This is a genomic window from Amycolatopsis cihanbeyliensis (assembly GCF_006715045.1).
Taxonomy (GTDB): Bacteria; Actinomycetota; Actinomycetes; order Mycobacteriales; family Pseudonocardiaceae; genus Amycolatopsis; species Amycolatopsis cihanbeyliensis.
In genome coordinates this window covers 4,057,162-4,071,056 of the sequence record NZ_VFML01000001.1, presented here as the reverse complement: position 1 = coordinate 4,071,056, position 13,895 = coordinate 4,057,162, and the positions used below count along the sequence as shown (strand labels likewise).

The 13,895-nt window shown below is 66.0% G+C and carries 15 protein-coding genes, 1 tRNA gene and 3 pseudogenes; 8 read left to right on the top strand and 11 right to left on the bottom strand.

Annotation, left to right across the window (positions count from 1 at the left end; all coding sequences use genetic code 11):
• The first annotated feature begins 17 nt into the window (after nucleotides 1-17).
• Together FB471_RS18470 and FB471_RS18465 are read left to right on the top strand one after the other, a co-directional pair.
• Nucleotides 18-488, top strand: coding sequence for an SRPBCC family protein (locus FB471_RS18470; RefSeq protein ID WP_141999695.1), 471 nt, complete (start codon nucleotides 18-20; stop codon nucleotides 486-488).
• 361 nt (nucleotides 489-849) lie between these two features.
• A pseudogene (locus tag FB471_RS18465) lies at nucleotides 850-1,629 on the top strand (IS256 family transposase); the annotation flags it as partial.
• An 81-nt stretch (nucleotides 1,630-1,710) separates the two neighbouring features.
• Here FB471_RS18465 and FB471_RS18460 read toward each other — a convergent pair.
• Genes FB471_RS18460 through FB471_RS18450 form a run of 3 tightly spaced genes read right to left on the bottom strand, consistent with a single transcriptional unit; the run spans nucleotide 1,711 to nucleotide 4,837 of the window.
• Entirely contained in the window at nucleotides 1,711-2,700 is a 990-nt protein-coding gene (locus FB471_RS18460; protein WP_141996465.1) for a tyrosine-type recombinase/integrase, read from the bottom strand.
• On the bottom strand, nucleotides 2,697-3,629 hold the full coding sequence (locus FB471_RS18455; RefSeq protein ID WP_141996466.1) for a tyrosine-type recombinase/integrase: 933 nt from the start codon (nucleotides 3,627-3,629) through the stop codon (nucleotides 2,697-2,699). The genes FB471_RS18460 and FB471_RS18455 overlap by 4 nt, the downstream gene beginning before the upstream one ends.
• Nucleotides 3,626-4,837, bottom strand: a complete 1,212-nt coding sequence (locus tag FB471_RS18450; RefSeq protein WP_141996467.1) for a tyrosine-type recombinase/integrase — start codon at nucleotides 4,835-4,837, stop codon at nucleotides 3,626-3,628. Before FB471_RS18450 ends, FB471_RS18455 begins: the two co-directional genes overlap by 4 nt.
• 163 nt (nucleotides 4,838-5,000) lie before the next feature.
• Here FB471_RS18450 and FB471_RS18445 point away from each other — a divergent pair.
• A pseudogene (locus tag FB471_RS18445) lies at nucleotides 5,001-5,459 on the top strand (transposase); the annotation flags it as partial.
• Nucleotides 5,460-5,688: 229 nt separating this feature from the next.
• On the opposite strand, the gene FB471_RS18440 reads toward FB471_RS18445, so the two are convergent.
• The 6 genes and pseudogenes from FB471_RS18440 to FB471_RS18420 form a co-directional block, all read right to left on the bottom strand.
• Nucleotides 5,689-6,633 carry a hypothetical protein gene (locus FB471_RS18440; RefSeq protein ID WP_141999694.1) on the bottom strand — a complete coding sequence of 315 codons (945 nt, stop codon included), beginning with the start codon at nucleotides 6,631-6,633 and terminating at the stop codon, nucleotides 5,689-5,691.
• The gene (locus FB471_RS18435; RefSeq protein WP_141999693.1) at nucleotides 6,630-6,863 is read right to left on the bottom strand and encodes a hypothetical protein; all 234 of its coding nucleotides are present in this window, start codon (nucleotides 6,861-6,863) and stop codon (nucleotides 6,630-6,632) included. The genes FB471_RS18440 and FB471_RS18435 overlap by 4 nt, the downstream gene beginning before the upstream one ends.
• A gap of 802 nt (nucleotides 6,864-7,665) precedes the next feature.
• Nucleotides 7,666-7,866, bottom strand: coding sequence for a hypothetical protein (locus FB471_RS18430; protein ID WP_141999692.1), 201 nt, complete (start codon nucleotides 7,864-7,866; stop codon nucleotides 7,666-7,668).
• Nucleotides 7,859-8,392: an RNA polymerase sigma factor gene (locus FB471_RS35180; RefSeq protein ID WP_281287439.1), complete on the bottom strand. Its 534-nt coding sequence runs from the start codon at nucleotides 8,390-8,392 to the stop codon at nucleotides 7,859-7,861. The genes FB471_RS18430 and FB471_RS35180 overlap by 8 nt, the downstream gene beginning before the upstream one ends.
• Nucleotides 8,378-8,641 (bottom strand): annotated as a pseudogene (locus tag FB471_RS35175) (WhiB family transcriptional regulator); the annotation flags it as partial. The gene FB471_RS35180 and the pseudogene FB471_RS35175, both read right to left, overlap by 15 nt.
• Nucleotides 8,622-8,879 carry a hypothetical protein gene (locus tag FB471_RS18420; RefSeq protein WP_141999691.1) on the bottom strand — a complete coding sequence of 86 codons (258 nt, stop codon included), beginning with the start codon at nucleotides 8,877-8,879 and terminating at the stop codon, nucleotides 8,622-8,624. The gene FB471_RS18420 and the pseudogene FB471_RS35175, both read right to left, overlap by 20 nt.
• Nucleotides 8,880-9,147: 268 nt before the next feature.
• Here FB471_RS18420 and FB471_RS18415 point away from each other — a divergent pair, with 268 nt between their 5' ends.
• The 3 genes from FB471_RS18415 (at nucleotide 9,148) to FB471_RS18410 (ending at nucleotide 10,467) form a co-directional block, all read left to right on the top strand.
• Complete coding sequence (locus tag FB471_RS18415) at nucleotides 9,148-9,387, top strand: hypothetical protein (RefSeq protein ID WP_141999690.1); 240 nt, start codon at nucleotides 9,148-9,150, stop codon at nucleotides 9,385-9,387.
• Nucleotides 9,384-9,506 (top strand): hypothetical protein, encoded by a 123-nt coding sequence (locus FB471_RS35510; protein ID WP_281287405.1) that lies wholly within the window; start codon nucleotides 9,384-9,386, stop codon nucleotides 9,504-9,506. Before FB471_RS18415 ends, FB471_RS35510 begins: the two co-directional genes overlap by 4 nt.
• 229 nt (nucleotides 9,507-9,735) lie before the next feature.
• Entirely contained in the window at nucleotides 9,736-10,467 is a 732-nt protein-coding gene (locus FB471_RS18410; protein WP_141999689.1) for a hypothetical protein, read from the top strand.
• 130 nt (nucleotides 10,468-10,597) lie between these two features.
• Here the strand turns inward: FB471_RS18410 and FB471_RS18405 are convergent, their stop codons facing one another.
• Nucleotides 10,598-10,954 carry a helix-turn-helix domain-containing protein gene (locus tag FB471_RS18405; RefSeq protein WP_170220849.1) on the bottom strand — a complete coding sequence of 119 codons (357 nt, stop codon included), beginning with the start codon at nucleotides 10,952-10,954 and terminating at the stop codon, nucleotides 10,598-10,600.
• Nucleotides 10,955-11,065: 111 nt separating this feature from the next.
• Between FB471_RS18405 and FB471_RS18400 the strand changes: the two genes are divergently transcribed.
• Nucleotides 11,066-11,959, top strand: a complete 894-nt coding sequence (locus FB471_RS18400) for a hypothetical protein (protein WP_141999687.1) — start codon at nucleotides 11,066-11,068, stop codon at nucleotides 11,957-11,959.
• Complete coding sequence (locus FB471_RS18395) at nucleotides 11,956-13,647, top strand: hypothetical protein (RefSeq protein ID WP_141999686.1); 1,692 nt, start codon at nucleotides 11,956-11,958, stop codon at nucleotides 13,645-13,647. Before FB471_RS18400 ends, FB471_RS18395 begins: the two co-directional genes overlap by 4 nt.
• A 163-nt stretch (nucleotides 13,648-13,810) precedes the next feature.
• Here the strand turns inward: FB471_RS18395 and FB471_RS18390 are convergent.
• Nucleotides 13,811-13,893 (bottom strand) — tRNA-Leu (locus FB471_RS18390).
• Nucleotides 13,894-13,895: the final 2 nt, after the last annotated feature.

The following is a 13,895-nucleotide window of genomic DNA, read 5'->3' as shown; positions in this document are numbered from 1 at the left end:
AGAGTACTCTCTCACTTATGGTTGGTGTCACAGTGGAGCAGACCGTACGGTGCGCACCGGAGGAGTTCCTCGCCTTCGTGCTGGATGCCGAGCGTTACGCCGAGGTGGACAGCAAGCTGGGCCGGATCGACTGGGTACGCAGGCAGGACGACGTGACCGAGTTCAAGTTCCGCTCGCATCTACCGGGTATCCCGGGCCCCGGCCCCACACTGGTCTCCCGGATGAGCCTCACCCCCGGTGAGCGGGTGGACATCGAGTACGCCCCACCCCCGCACAACCGCCTGGCCCGCCGCTTCTCCGCCTTCGCGGCCAGCTTCGTCTGCGCCCCGACCCCCGAGGGCACGAAAGTCACCCGCACCGTCGACATCACCTTCAAGCCACCGCTGGCCTACCTGCTGCACCCCATCCTGAAGCGCACGCTTCCCCCGGATGTGCACCAGGAAATGCAAGAAGCCAAACAAGCCCTAGAACAAAGGGAAATCACATAACCACGCTGGGTCAAACCTCACCGGGCAACCATCGCACCCAACGCAACCACCGCACCCTGGGGGGTGTGGGGGGTGGGCCCCCCACAACGAATCGGGATACCGGGAGGGGCCGCCAGGGCCCCGACAAGGGTGGGCTCCCGACGAAATCGGCTGACCAGCACGGTCAGCGTGTCTTGCGAGCACGCTTCCCACGCTAACGGTGATCATTTCCCAAACGGTCACCGCAGGCCCGACTCGGTGATACAGGAGGCATGTCGGGGACTGTAATTTCGTTGGTGTAACTCCTGAGATGAAGGAGACACCTGTGACTGATGTGACGGCCAACGGCCGTGAGGTGAATACGTCGGCGACGACGGATGCGGTGGATGATCAGCTGGTGCAGCAGCTGGCGGATCGGGCGCGGGCCGAGGGCTTGCAGTTGACCGGCGAGGGCGGCTTGTTGGCGATGCTGACGAAGAAGGTCGTCGAGTCGGCGTTGGAGGGCGAGATGGATGACCATCTCGGCTATGCCAGGCACGACCCGGCCGGCCGTGACGGTGGCAACTCGCGCAACGGTCGGCGCGGCAAGCAGGTGGTGACCGAGGCTGGACCGGTGGAGATCACCACGCCACGAGACCGGGACGGCACCTTCCAGCCGCAGCTGGTGCGTAAGGGCCAGCGCCGGCTGACCGGGATGGATGACCTGGTGATCTCGTTGTCCGCCAAGGGGCTCACGCATGGTGAGATCGCCGCGCATCTGGCCGAGGTGTACGACGCGCAGGTGTCCAAGCAGACCATCACCACGATCACCGACCGGGTGATGGAGGGCATGGCCGACTGGCAGAACCGGCCGCTGGACGCGGTGTATCCGGTGGTCTTCATCGACTGTGTGAATGTCAAGATCAGAGAGGGCAATGTCGCGAACCGGCCGATCTACGTCGCGCTCGGTGTGACGGTGGAAGGCACGCGCGACATCCTCGGGTTGTGGGCCGGCGAGCACGGCGACGGCGAGGGCGCCAAGTACTGGCTCCGGGTTCTTTCAGAGATCAAGAACCGCGGCACTGCCGACGTGTGCATCGTCGTCTGTGACGGGCTGAAAGGGTTGCCCGAGGCCATCGAAACCGTGTGGCCGCAAGCGATCACTCAGACCTGCGTGGTCCATTATCCCGACTCCGGGGTTATTCCGATATCCGGTCGGGAGCGGTTGCCGTGGGTGGTGCCCGCGCTGGCGATGTCGGCATAATCAGAGGGCTTCGAGGAAGGCGATGAGCTGGTCGGGTGGGCGGTAGCGGCCGGGCGTCGCTTTCGGTGGCGTGGTTCGGTCGAGCGCTCGCTGTTTGAGTACGAGGTCGGCTTCGAGATAGATCTGGGTGGTGGTCACGTCGACGTGTCCGAGCCAGAGCGCGATGACGGTGGTGTCGACTCCGGCGTGCAGCAGCCGCATGGCTGCGGTGTGGCGCAGCACGTGTGGTGTGACGTTCTTGCTGGCCAGCGATCGGCAGGACCGTGCTGCGGTGCTGGCGTGGATGCGGACCCGCTGGGCGAGTGCGTCGGGGCTCATCGAGCTGCCGCGGTTGGTGGGAAACAGCGGATCATCCTCGTCGCCGGTGCGTTCGCGGATCCAGGTCCGCATCACCGTGACGGTTCCGTGGGTGAGCGGGGTGATGCGGTGTTTGCGTCCCTTGCCGCGGCAGCGGATGTGTGCCCCGGTGCCGAGGTGGATGTCGCGGCGGGTCAGGGAGGTCAGTTCGGATGCTCGTAGTCCTGTTTGGATTGCAAGCTGCAGCAACGCGTGGTCTCGTCTGCCGGTGCGAGTGTTGCGATTCGGCGCGGCGAGCAGTGCCTCGGACTCGGCTTCGGTGAGGTAGGTGATGATGGTGTGCTCGGCTCGCTTGGCAGGGATCGCCAGCACTCGCTGAATGTCCTCGGCATGCTCGGGATGGTGCGTGGCGGCGTAGCCAAAAAGCGAGTGGATCCCCGCCAGGCGCGCGTTGCGGGTGCGCACGCTGTTGCCGCGACCGTGTTCCAAGTCATCGAGGAACGCGGTGACCAGCCCCGCATCGACATCGGTGAACTGCAGCTGGTGGCACGCGATTCCAGTGCGCTCGGCGGCGAAGAACAGCAGCATCCGCACCAGGTCACGGTAGGCTGCGATGGTGTGCGGGCTGGCTTGCCGCTGGCGCATCAGATACTCGGTGAAAAACGTCTGCACGGTGGAAGCGATCGCACTCATCGAGGCTCACCACCATCCGCAGCGTCCTCGAGTCGGTGGGCAGCCTCGGCGAGCAGTTCGGGAGCGGCGTGCAAATACCAGTAGGTGTTCGCCGGTGCGACGTGGCCGAGATAGGTCGATAGCAGCGGCAGCCGGGCGGCAACGTCACCCCCATCGCGATACCACCGCAGCAGTGTGCGGATCGCGAAGCTATGCCGTAAATCATGCGGCCGCGGCTGGCGAGCTTGCGACTGGCCAGCCAGTCCGGCCCGGCGGATGAGTTTGGCGAAGGTCTGTCCGACGTTGTAGTTCAGCAGCCGAGTGCCGGCGGTGGAGACCAGCAGCGCATCACTGACTGGACGGCCAATGATCTGGTCACGGGTGCGGCGATAGGCCAGCAACGCGGTCGTGGTGCTGGTGTGTAGGGGAATCTGCCGGGACTTGTCGAACTTGGCATGCCGGATCAGCAGCAGCCCGGCTGTCGGGTCGAAGTCGGTGTCGTCGAGCGCGAGGACCTCGCCCAGGCGCATCCCGGTCACCGCGAGCAGTCCGATCAGGGTGCGCATCGTCGCCCGACGCAGCGGACTCGACAGCTGTTCGGCTTGGGCAAGCAGGGCTACGATGTCGGCATCGGAATACAGGTAAGGAACCGCGCGAGGAACCGGTCCTGGCACCAGCCCGGACGGCGGGACCTCGACAGCCGGATCAAGGGTGTGCAGGTAGGTCGCGAAACCGCGCACCGCCTGCATCCGCATCCGTAGCCAACTCGTGCTCGGTTCTGCCGGCAGGTGTACCCAGTCCAGCGTGTCGGCCAGCGTGATGGTGTGCTTGTCCTGCTCGTCGAGCCAGTCGAGGAACTGGGCGAGGAGTTTGCCGTCGCGTTCGAGCTTGTAACCCAGTGAGCGCCGCAGCGCCAGATACTCGGCCAGCGCCTGGTGCAGCCCGGTCATGACACACCCCCGGTGGGCCAGGGCCGGGCCAGGGTGCGTAGCGCAGCAACATCGACGGTCGCATACGCCGCCGTGGTCACCGACCCGCGGTGTCGAAGAACCTGGCCGATCTCGGCCAGCGAGGCACCCGCGGCGAGCATCGAGGTGGCCGCGCTGTGCCGCAACCGATGCGCATACACGGTTCCCACGCCGGCCCGATGTGCGGCAGCGGCGACTGCCTGGGTCACCCCACCAGCCGTGAGCCCGTGGTGCGGAGCCTTGATTCGGATGAACACGCTGCGGTCCAAGGCACCCGCCGGTCTGCCGTGGCACAAATAGTCCACAAGTGCCTGGCCCACGTCGTCCGGTAACGGTAGCCGGTCGCTGCGGGGTCCCTTGCCGGTCACAGTGATTTCCCCGCACTGCCAATCAACGTCGTCCAGTCCCAGCCCAGCGACCTCACCGCTGCGCAGTCCCAGCCGCGACAGCAGTATCAGCATCGCGAAATCCCGACGCCCAGTGACGCAATCGCGGTCGCACGAGGCCAGCAATTCATTCACCTGCGCTGGTGGCAACGCTCGCGGTACTGCCGGATAGCCAGTGGCGATCTTGGGAACGGCTTCCACCAGCGAGGTGGCTAGCAACCCCTGCACATGCCAATATCGCAGCAACGAGCGCAGCGCACTCGCCTGCCGCTGCACCGTCTTGGGCGCCAACCACCGCGAGGAGGCAACCATGAACGCGGTGACATCTGCCGCCCTCAGCACGCTGAGTTCCCCGGCCCCGGCCCGCACGTGCGCCTCGATGAACGGGCGCACCGACTCGACATAGCCGACCACTACCTTCGGCCGCAGGTCACGGTCCTCGATCAAGTAGTCGCGATACTGCTGCAGCAATCGTGCAGCCGCCGTCTGCGGTGTCGGTGACTCCATCACGGGCACTGATCCGAGGCCCCGCAGGTATTCCAGCAGCGGCGTCAGCGCCTTCACCGTACGCAGGTTGCGATGCCCCGTCCTCCGGCGGACCTCGACGTATTGCCCCAGCGCCTCCGGCGTCAGATCCACGGCTTCCAGCCGCTGCGACATCATCCAGCGACTCAGGTGCGCGACCAACCCAAGCTGATGTGCAGCAGCGTTGACCGCGTATCCCCGCCTCACCAACTCCCGGGCGAACCCGTCGGCATACGGCTCCAGCGGCCCCACAACTTCCGAGTGCAGCACGTGCACCATGACGCTCTCCTCTCCATACGATGGAAAGGTCCAGCGTCGCTCAACGAGCCAGGATTATGCCGACATCGCCAGCGCGGGCACCACCCACGGCAACCGCTCCCGACCGGATATCGGAATAACCCCGGAGTCGGGATAATGGACCTTATGCCGATATCGGCATAAGATCCACCTACTGCGCAACAGCTTCCGGTATGCGTCCAAGCGCGACTGGGCAGCGATCGCGAAGGACCTCAAGCCGATCTACACCGCACCGTCCGAGTCCGCGGCGCTGGACGCGCTGGCCGCCTTCGGTGAGACGTGGGAGCAACGCTACCCCGCCATCATCAAGCTGTGGGAGAACGCCTGGGCGGAGTTCGTGCCCTTTCTGCGGTTCGACAAGGACATCCGCACGGTGGTGTGCACGACCAACGCGATCGAGTCGATCAACGCGCGCATCCGGAGGGCGGTCAAGGCCCGCGGGCACTTCCCGACCGAGCAAGCGGCGCTCAAGTGCGTCTACCTGGCGCTGATGAGCCTCGACCCCACCGGCACCGGACGCAAACGCTGGGTCGCCCGCTGGAAGGCACCACTGAACGCCTTCGAGCTCACCTTCCCCGGACGCCTGGCCGCAGCCAGGAAATAGAACCAACAAGACCAGTTACACCAACTACTGGACAGACCCGCATGTAGCCGCAGCGGACAGGATGGTCGACGTGTAGGACTGCCACATGCATCTATCTAGGGTGTTCCCGCCGACGTGCTGGCGGGGAACCCGCTCGCTCTCGTCACCGTGGCCCGCTGCCCCAGAGATGAGGAGATCTCAAGGGCAACGGGGCCGAGTGTGATCGGCGGCCGCTACCCCGCGATCGGTGTCAGGGGTCGGATGCCGGGATGCTCGTGATAAGGGTGCCGTTGTGGTCGAGGCCTTCCTGTTGCGCCGCGCTCTCGAGGGCGGTGGCGACGATTGTTCGAGCCATGTGCAACCCGTACGCGTAGTCGTGCCGGTTGTCGGCGATCGCGTCGTTCTCGGCTTTCGCGATGCGATCCAACGCGTTCGTCAACCACGAGTGGGCCTGGTGTTTCCGGGTCCGCTGGATGATCAGCCTGCTCCATACCCCCATGTACTCGTCCACCAGCGCCTCAGACGTGTCGTTGTGGATACTGCGCAATAGCACCTGAATGAGCAGCCGAACCGTCTTCTCCCCCGATGGCACGACGGGCTTGGCCAGCATGTCGTTGATGGTGGTGGAGCTGCGAGCGGCGTCGGCATCAACCTTGCGCATCTCCGCGGCGAGACTGCGGACCCCTTTACCCCCGCGCTCCTTGAGTGCGCGCAGGTGATCCATGAAGGCGTCCTCAGTCGCGATCAGCCGCAGCTCGGCATCGAGCTTGCGCGGTGGTTGTCGGGCCAGGATGTAGCTGGCCCGCTGCCGGTTGAGCATCTGATCATCACCGATCGACTGTGCGAGTTCGGCGATGGCTTCCTGTGCCTGCGCCGCCCGCCGGTACAGCTGGTCGATACGGTCCCGTGTAGCAGCGTCGGTATCGAACAGGTCCAGCACGAGCCAGTAGACGTCGCGGGGAAGGAGCGTCGTGTTGTGCTTGTCCCAGGCGTGTTGGATCGTGCCGAAGTCATACTCCTCGAACTGGAGCAGCGGGGTGTAGTGCTCAGGCTCGATACGCTCGGGCTTGCTCGCCGCGATCGCCCCGTGCAAGGCCGTGATTGCCCGCTCGGCCTCTCGACGCGTCGCGCGTTGAGTGATGAGTAGGCGCACCACATCGGAGTCCACCAGGGGCCGGATCGGGGTCGCCTTCACGCGCTCTCTCCCTGTGGGAACTCCTGCCACGGCAACCGCAGGAGCGGACCTTGCAGTACGAGGCGGAGCAGGGCCGTGGCGACGGCGCCGGCCAGCCAGATCGGACTGCCCAAGGCCGTAGCCGTGATCACGAATCCGGCCATGAGGAACAAGGTCATCAACTGCAGGGCGGTGATCGTCCCGCAGGATCGACGCGCCCGCCTGGGCAGCATCGTCCGCACCAACGACATGGTGGGTCCTTTCGACGGTCTCTTCCACTTACTGGTTTGGGCCGAATTCCCCGGGACGAGTGCGACTACAGTGGTGGCTGCCACTAAGCCGCGTGACGGCCGGGGTGTCGGTGCGACAAGTCCAGCACGACCCGGACACCCGGTACAAACGCAGGCACCACCACCAGCTGCACGGAATCGTCCGGGCCGTGAGCAGTCCGTTGTTCTTCCTGGTCAGCGACTCGAGGGACAGGACCAAGTCGATTGTGACCTCGGCCACTTGGCGAAAGGACGGTGCACGCCACCTACCGGGTACGGATGCGCGACAGATGTCGGAAGCTGCGAGGCAGGGTGTCCGGAAACGTCCGGGCCAGAATGATCAGCAATGGACCTGCCCCTGCTCGAGGGTTAACGTGAGGTCTTGGGTGCAGCGGAACCTACACCGTCCCCCGCGAACCATGCGGGCCCAGGATTCTCGAGGTCGCTCCTTACTGGTTTGGGCCGACACGAGAAACAAGGACCAGGGTTGCGAATCCACACGTCCTGTGGCTGCAGGAGGATCCGGAACCCTGGTCTTCTGGACCGCGAGAGCTGGCCGGACCACCACCCGGGACCGTGCGTGGCACGTGGGCCACCTGCGCGGCGGATTCGTTGGCTACGGGGTCGGGTTCGAGGAGTTCGGCCAGCCGTCCTGGCCCGCATGCTCGGCATCCACATCAACCTGGCAACAAGCTGCGTCGGGCGACTGGACCCACCTACGCCGCCGAGGGTCAGTCGCGGGAGCCGCCGGTGATCGGCAGCGGCCACGTAGGCCACCACCGTGTTATCCGGCGTTGTCCTGATGGCTGTGCGAATTGGATATCGCATCGGACGCCACGTCAGAAATGATCTGTCGATACCCTTCCGTGGTGTCGATGGCATGATCCAGAGCAGTCTGGAGATCGTCACCGGCCTTCGTCAACAGGATCGACAACTCATCGTCGGGCATACCCAGGAACGCCGCAGTGTCGTCGTGATCACTCATCGCGATCTCTCCCGTGTCCCCGCAGGAATTGTTTGAGCGTTTCGCGTGCTCGCTGAAGCGTCTTGCGGACGCTCTCGGGTGTTAGGTCAAGCTCACGTGCGATTTCAGTCGGCGTGAACCCGTCATATTTGTAGGCCATTACTATACGTTGACGAAAGGGCAGGAGCCGCAAAGCATCGAGTACGGATCGTGTTTCTTCTGCGATTTCGATCTCGTTGGCCACGAACGGCCGGGTCGTGTCGGCTACTTCAGCGGAAGGAACCTCGGGCAGGTATTGAAGGCAGCGCCGGACGACCTTCCGGAGCCAGGCGCGGGGTTCCCGAATGGTCTTCCATTGTCGCCAGGCTTCGGTAAATGCCACCTGGGCAGCATCAAGCGCTTCTTGTTCGTCATGTCCAATCTTGATCACAAAACCGACCAGCCGGGTGAACTCTGCCTTGTAGCAAGCTTCGAACTCAGCAACCGCATCAAGCTCCCCAGCGACAACCGAGTCCGGCTCAGTGCTGTCCCACGCAGCCGAGAGCAGATCGGCCCACGACGCCACATCCGGTCGACGGCGCAACAAGGCTCGACGCTCCCGCTCGGTCAATCCCCCCCAGACGCCGTACTCGATGCGGTTGTCCAAAGCTTCTGCCAAGCACTCGGTACGCACTGAGCACCCCAAGCAGACGATCTTCATCGCTCGCTGCGCAGCGCCGCGAGCGAAGAGTCCGTCGGAGCCATCCTCCCGGCAAGCCGCGTCCTCTCTCCAGTCCTCAGGAGTGCTGAAGATCATCCTCGCTCCCGGTCGGTGACTGCGACGGTGGTGTCGTCTGGCGTCCGACTTCCACCATGATGCCAGCGCCGTTGATGTCCAGGACGCGGCTACCGAGAGGTAGCGATCGAATGATCTCCTGGCGCTTCGTCTCACGTTCCCGAGTGATCTGCGCCGCCGTCCTCGCGCGTATCCATCCCAGCAAGACGGCGCAGCCGTAACCGACCACCACCGCCACCTCCACTACCCCAATAGCCACGAGATCCTCCTCTGCTGGGCCTGGCTGTCAGGCGCCGTCGGTGAGCATTGGTCGAACGCGTCATCAGGTAGTAGCGAGTTCCGGCTCCAGCGTGACAAGTTTCTTGAGCTGCTTGACGCCGCAACGAAGCCTCCATACCTGGGTGGCACCCAAGCGCCAACATCTGAACGCCGGCGAGATGGTCCGCAGGCCTGCTCACCACCGTCCAGCACCTCGCGCAGTTGCTGGTGCGGTTGCACACGACCAGCAAACCGGGCACGGCGGTGCGATGAACAGGGCCGACAGCGAGGCCGTCGAGGCTGGCAGGGAGCGGCTGCAAGGGAGTGACCAACTGGCGGCTTCCACCATCCCTGCTGCGGCACTCACCGAGGCCATCCTGCGGACCGAGGCCGGGTATCCCCGTGCTGCGCTGGAGGTGCTGCTCGGGCTGGAGATCACCATCGTCGATGCTCTGGTCCGGGGTGCCGCGGAGGGGCGGCCAGCCTCTGCCAGCAGGCGCCCGGGATGAGCATCGGGGTCGGGCATGCAGTCCACAGCGCCCTCGCGCGTGGCTGGCCGTTGGTGACCGACCAGGCGGACACCGCGCGTGCCCTGTCCCCGCTGATCGACACCGACGAACTCCCCTAACTCGCCGCAGACGCGGCGAGTCGCAGCCCCGCGTCCCGGTGACCTACCCAGTGGGCCTCACCACTCGGCACCTCCCGCCAACCCGCCCCGGCTTTCTGTTCCAGTGGAGAAGTGCTTCCGAGTGCGGGCATGGGGGCGATGTCTCTATCAGTACCTGACTGGGTGATCTTGTCGTGGCGTGTGTGGCTGTGGCCGTGTGTGAGGGGTTGCGTGCACTACGTTGCAGAGCATGTCGGGGACCACACAGCCTGCGGGGGCGGCGCTGGCCGCCAAGCTGGACTCACTGATTGAGGCGCATGATCAGCGCATTGCAGCGCTGATGGACGAGTTGGCACGTACGCAGCAGGCTGCGGAGCAGTATCGCGAGTTGCGGGCGCTGTTGGATCAGGTCCTCGAGGAACCGGGCATGCCGTCTGGGACTGACAGCCCCGCTGACGTGGCGCCGCGTGGGACTCATCAGAGCGGTGCGGGGAATCCGTTATCGATCGACGATGTCTTCCATGCGTTGGAGGCTCGGCCGGGGCAGGTCCTGTCCCCGGCTGATGTGCACAGGATGTTTCCCAACGCGTCGCGGATTCAGGTCAATGATCGTCTGGGCCGACTGACTCGTCAGGGCAAGATCACCCGGGTGGCCAGGGGGTGTTTCCGGTTCGATCCGCCTGCGGATCCCGGTCCTGCCCACCCGGCCTCGTTCGCGCAGGAGCAACGTGACCACGAGGACGGGACGTTGCGTGAACAGGTCATGGTGATCATGCGGCAGGCGCCTGGGCAGGGTTGGTGGCCTCGGGACCTGGCTGCGGTGGTGAAGCGCACGAACCCTGACTACTTGCGTTCCCGTTTGCGGGACATGGTGCATAGCGGCGACGTTGTGCAGGACGACGCCGGGCGGTACTGGCTGCCACGTCCGTCCGTGGTGGTGGACGGCCAGGCCGCTGGTGATCGGCAGGTGAGCATGGCATAGCGCAACAAGGCCGCCACCAAGCAGACAGCTCGGTGGCGGCCGGTCGACAACACCCTCACCTCGAACAACCCGCCACCTTCCACAGCAACCGGGTCGTTCGAGACCACTTGGGCCTCGTCGTGCTCGCACGCTAGCGGATGTCGCGTTTCTTCCGCTGCTTTGTCACTCGTTCGGGGCTCGATCGTGTCGTGTCCGCATGCCCCGAAAGGCTCGAATCCATGGCGTCTCTTTCCGGCCACAAAGCCGGGTCCAGCGCGAACGAGGTTCCGAGTGCCCGTTCGAGCTCGGCCAGCACCGCAACGGTCGGCCAGACCCGACCTTCCACGATGTTGGCGATCGTCTGCCGGTTGACGACCGCGGCCTTACTCAACGCGTTAAGGCTCACGTCCTGTTCGGCCAGCAGGTGCGCTAGTCGGGCGGCGATCCTCTGCATCACCGCAGCGGCGTGGTCACCATCGAGGTCCGCATGCGGCCACTGACCGGACACGACATGGCTGCGGGGCGCCTGGGACCGACGAGTACCCATTCAGCCCACTCCCCACCAGGTTGCTATTCGAATAGCATGGCCGCTCCTGGAGTCTATGTCCCGAGGAGAGCGGTGGAGCGACGGATCGCGACCTTCGTCCCTCGTGATGCCCCACCGGCCTGGGACCGAGTCGCCGAGGGGGTCCGGGCTCTGGTCCGGCGTGCAGGGCCTGATCTGCCCTATGGCGCGGCCGAGCTGATGTCGGTCGTGGCCAAGCTGGGGATGTTCTGCGACGGGCACGGCATCACCGACCCGCGGGCCTGGCTGGACCCGGCCACCATCGACTGGTTCCTGGACCTGGGATGCGTCCATGTGTCCTCGCACACCCGTTCGACCTATCGGGCCCGGCTGCGTCGGCTGGCCGACGCGGTCCACGGGGTGGACGGCGCGAAGCCCATCCCGCTGTCCGCGTCGGACGCCGCGCGCCCCTACACCCCGAGTGAACAGGCCAGTGTGTGGTCGTGGGCGCGTTCGCAACCCACTGATGGGCTGCGCGCTGCTTGCACCCTGCTGCTGGCGCTCGGGCTGGGCTGCGGGTTGCCGACCGACGAGATCATCGCCCTGCGCACCGGCTGCGTCCGGGTTGCCGGCAACGGCGCGGTGGTAGTCGAAATCACCGGACGGCGGACACGGCTGGTGGTGTGCCAGCAGCGTTGGGAACAGGTTCTCGCCGAGCAGCTCCCCGACACCGGTAACGGATTCTTGTTCCGTCCCAGCGCGGTCCGGGCGAAGAACCTGGTATCGAACCTGCTGGCGCGGGCTCACGGCAGCCCCACCACCCCGCCGGTCAAGGTCGCGCGGCTGCGGGACACCTGGCTGGCCGAGCACCTGGCGGCCGGGACACCGCTGCCGGTGCTGGTGGCCGCCGCGGGCCTGGACGGGCTGTCCAGCCTGGACCGGCTGCTGCCACACCTACCCACGGTCGCCCCGACACGGGCGGAGCGGCACCTACGCGAGCTCGCGTGAACGCCACCGCGGCCGCGGAACAGCCGCTCGGCGACGAGCTCGTGCCCGTGTCGGATGCCGAGGTCGACCGCGCCCGCGCCTACATCGCCGACACCGGCCTGGTCGAGTTCTTCACCACCGCGCTGGCCGACCGGCGACACAGCCCGGCCGGCCGGCCGCGCACGATCACGGTCGAAGCACTGCTGGTCGGGCTGTTGCTGACCGCCGTGACCGACCGGACCGTGCTGCTGACCGGGGTGAACCTGCTGCTGCACCATCGGATCAGCGCCCGGGCCCGTCGGCTGCTCGGCGTCGGTGAACGCAGGTTGACCGCGGACTCGGTGGAGGCCTCCTACGCGGTCGTCCGCCGGTTGTTCCGCGCGATGATCGCCGTGTTCGACGACTCGCCGAACCCGAAGAACCGCAAGCTCACCAAGGAGGAATTCGCTGCCCGGCTCAGCCCGATGACCTTGGGTAAGCAAGCCGAGCGCCGCAGGCTGCGCGACTGGGTCGGCCACCGGGTGCTGGCCCCGAGCCTGGCCGGCATGCTCGAGGCCCTGCGGGACTACCCCGCGACCGGCAGCTGCGTCGACGCCACCCCGATCAAGACCAACGCACGCAAACCATCCCGCAAGGCCGGCACGACCTCGGCCGACCCCGACGCCGGGGTCTACCTGCGCACCGCAGCCGAGAAACCGAAACCCGGCACGAACAACAAGAACAAAGCGAACAAGAAAGTGGTCAAGGAGCTGTTCGGTTACGAGGCGACGCTGCTGGTCAACGGCTCCACCCGCCCCGTCGACGACCGGATCACACCACCGGTGCTGGTCGGCGGATACACCCTGGAACGACCCGGCCACCGCCCCGGCGCCGCAGCGGTCGACGCGCTCACCCACGCCGTTGCCAGCGGTTGGCCCGTCGGGCTGCTTGCCGGAGACCGCGCCTACAACAACAGCGAAGCGGACAGCTTCCAGCTCCCGGCCCGGGCGCTGGGCTTCCAACTGCTGTTCGACTACCGCGATGACCAACTCGGCATCCAAGCCGAGCACGCCGGCGCGATCCAGGTTGAAGGACGCTGGCACTGCCCACACATGCCCACCGGCCTCATCGACGCCACCCGCGACGTTCGCCAACAACGAGTCGACGAGGGCACCTGGCGCCATCGGCTGGCCGCCCGTCGCGCCTACGAGCTGCGCCCCAAGACCCAGCCAGACGAGGAAGGGCACCAGCGAATGCTCTGCCCAGCCGCTGGTCAGACACCAACCGTTCGTTGTCCGCTGAAACGCCCGTCGATGCGGTTCACCGCGAAGCCCACGGTGACCCCGGCTGCGAGCCCGGTCGAGCCGCCTGCCGTCTGCGCGCAGCAGTCGGTGACCATCCCGCCTGAGGCCGGGGCAAAGCACGGCCAGGCCTTGCCGTTCGAAAGCCCCGAGTGGAGCAGGGCTTATCGCACCCTGCGCAACGGCGTCGAAGGAACCAACGGCTACCTCAAGGACCCCACCAACACCAACCTCGAATCGGCCGACACCCGCCGGGTCCGCGGCATCGCCGCCGTCCACTTCCTGGTCGGCTTCCAGCTCGCCGCGTCCAACCTGCGCAAACACGCCCACTGGCGACACACTCACCCAACCAGCCCGGCCACACCGCCGCGACGACGTCCACGCCGACGAACAACCCGACCGCTCACCGACTGGGCACAACCGAACTGAGATCCTCACCGCACCGACCACGCGAATATCCAGCCCGCCTCCGGCTACACAGGCCCTAGAAGCAGTGAAGGCGCCGCTCGCACGGCGCCTTCACTCTCACATCGCAACCGCGACCAGCAATAACGTCGGTCCGGGAGGGCCGATTTCGTCGTCGGCCCAAGGGTGGGCGAGGAGGGAGTTGAACCCTCACGTCCTTCCGGACACACGGACCTGAACCGTGCGCGTCTGCCATTCCGCCACTCGCCCGA

Excerpts from the sequence above, each read along its gene's own strand:
- FB471_RS18470 (WP_141999695.1), top strand. The coding sequence starts at position 18 with ATGGTTGGTGTCACAGTGGAGCAGACCGTACGGTGCGCACCGGAGGAG.
- FB471_RS18460 (WP_141996465.1), bottom strand. The coding sequence starts at position 2,700 with ATGAGTGCGATCGCTTCCACCGTGCAGACGTTTTTCACCGAGTATCTG.
- FB471_RS18455 (WP_141996466.1), bottom strand. The coding sequence starts at position 3,629 with ATGACCGGGCTGCACCAGGCGCTGGCCGAGTATCTGGCGCTGCGGCGC.
- FB471_RS18450 (WP_141996467.1), bottom strand. The coding sequence starts at position 4,837 with ATGGTGCACGTGCTGCACTCGGAAGTTGTGGGGCCGCTGGAGCCGTAT.
- FB471_RS18435 (WP_141999693.1), bottom strand. The coding sequence starts at position 6,863 with ATGTCGTTGGTGCGGACGATGCTGCCCAGGCGGGCGCGTCGATCCTGC.
- FB471_RS18430 (WP_141999692.1), bottom strand. The coding sequence starts at position 7,866 with ATGAGTGATCACGACGACACTGCGGCGTTCCTGGGTATGCCCGACGAT.
- FB471_RS18415 (WP_141999690.1), top strand. The coding sequence starts at position 9,148 with ATGAACAGGGCCGACAGCGAGGCCGTCGAGGCTGGCAGGGAGCGGCTG.
- FB471_RS35510 (WP_281287405.1), top strand. The coding sequence starts at position 9,384 with ATGAGCATCGGGGTCGGGCATGCAGTCCACAGCGCCCTCGCGCGTGGC.
- FB471_RS18410 (WP_141999689.1), top strand. The coding sequence starts at position 9,736 with ATGTCGGGGACCACACAGCCTGCGGGGGCGGCGCTGGCCGCCAAGCTG.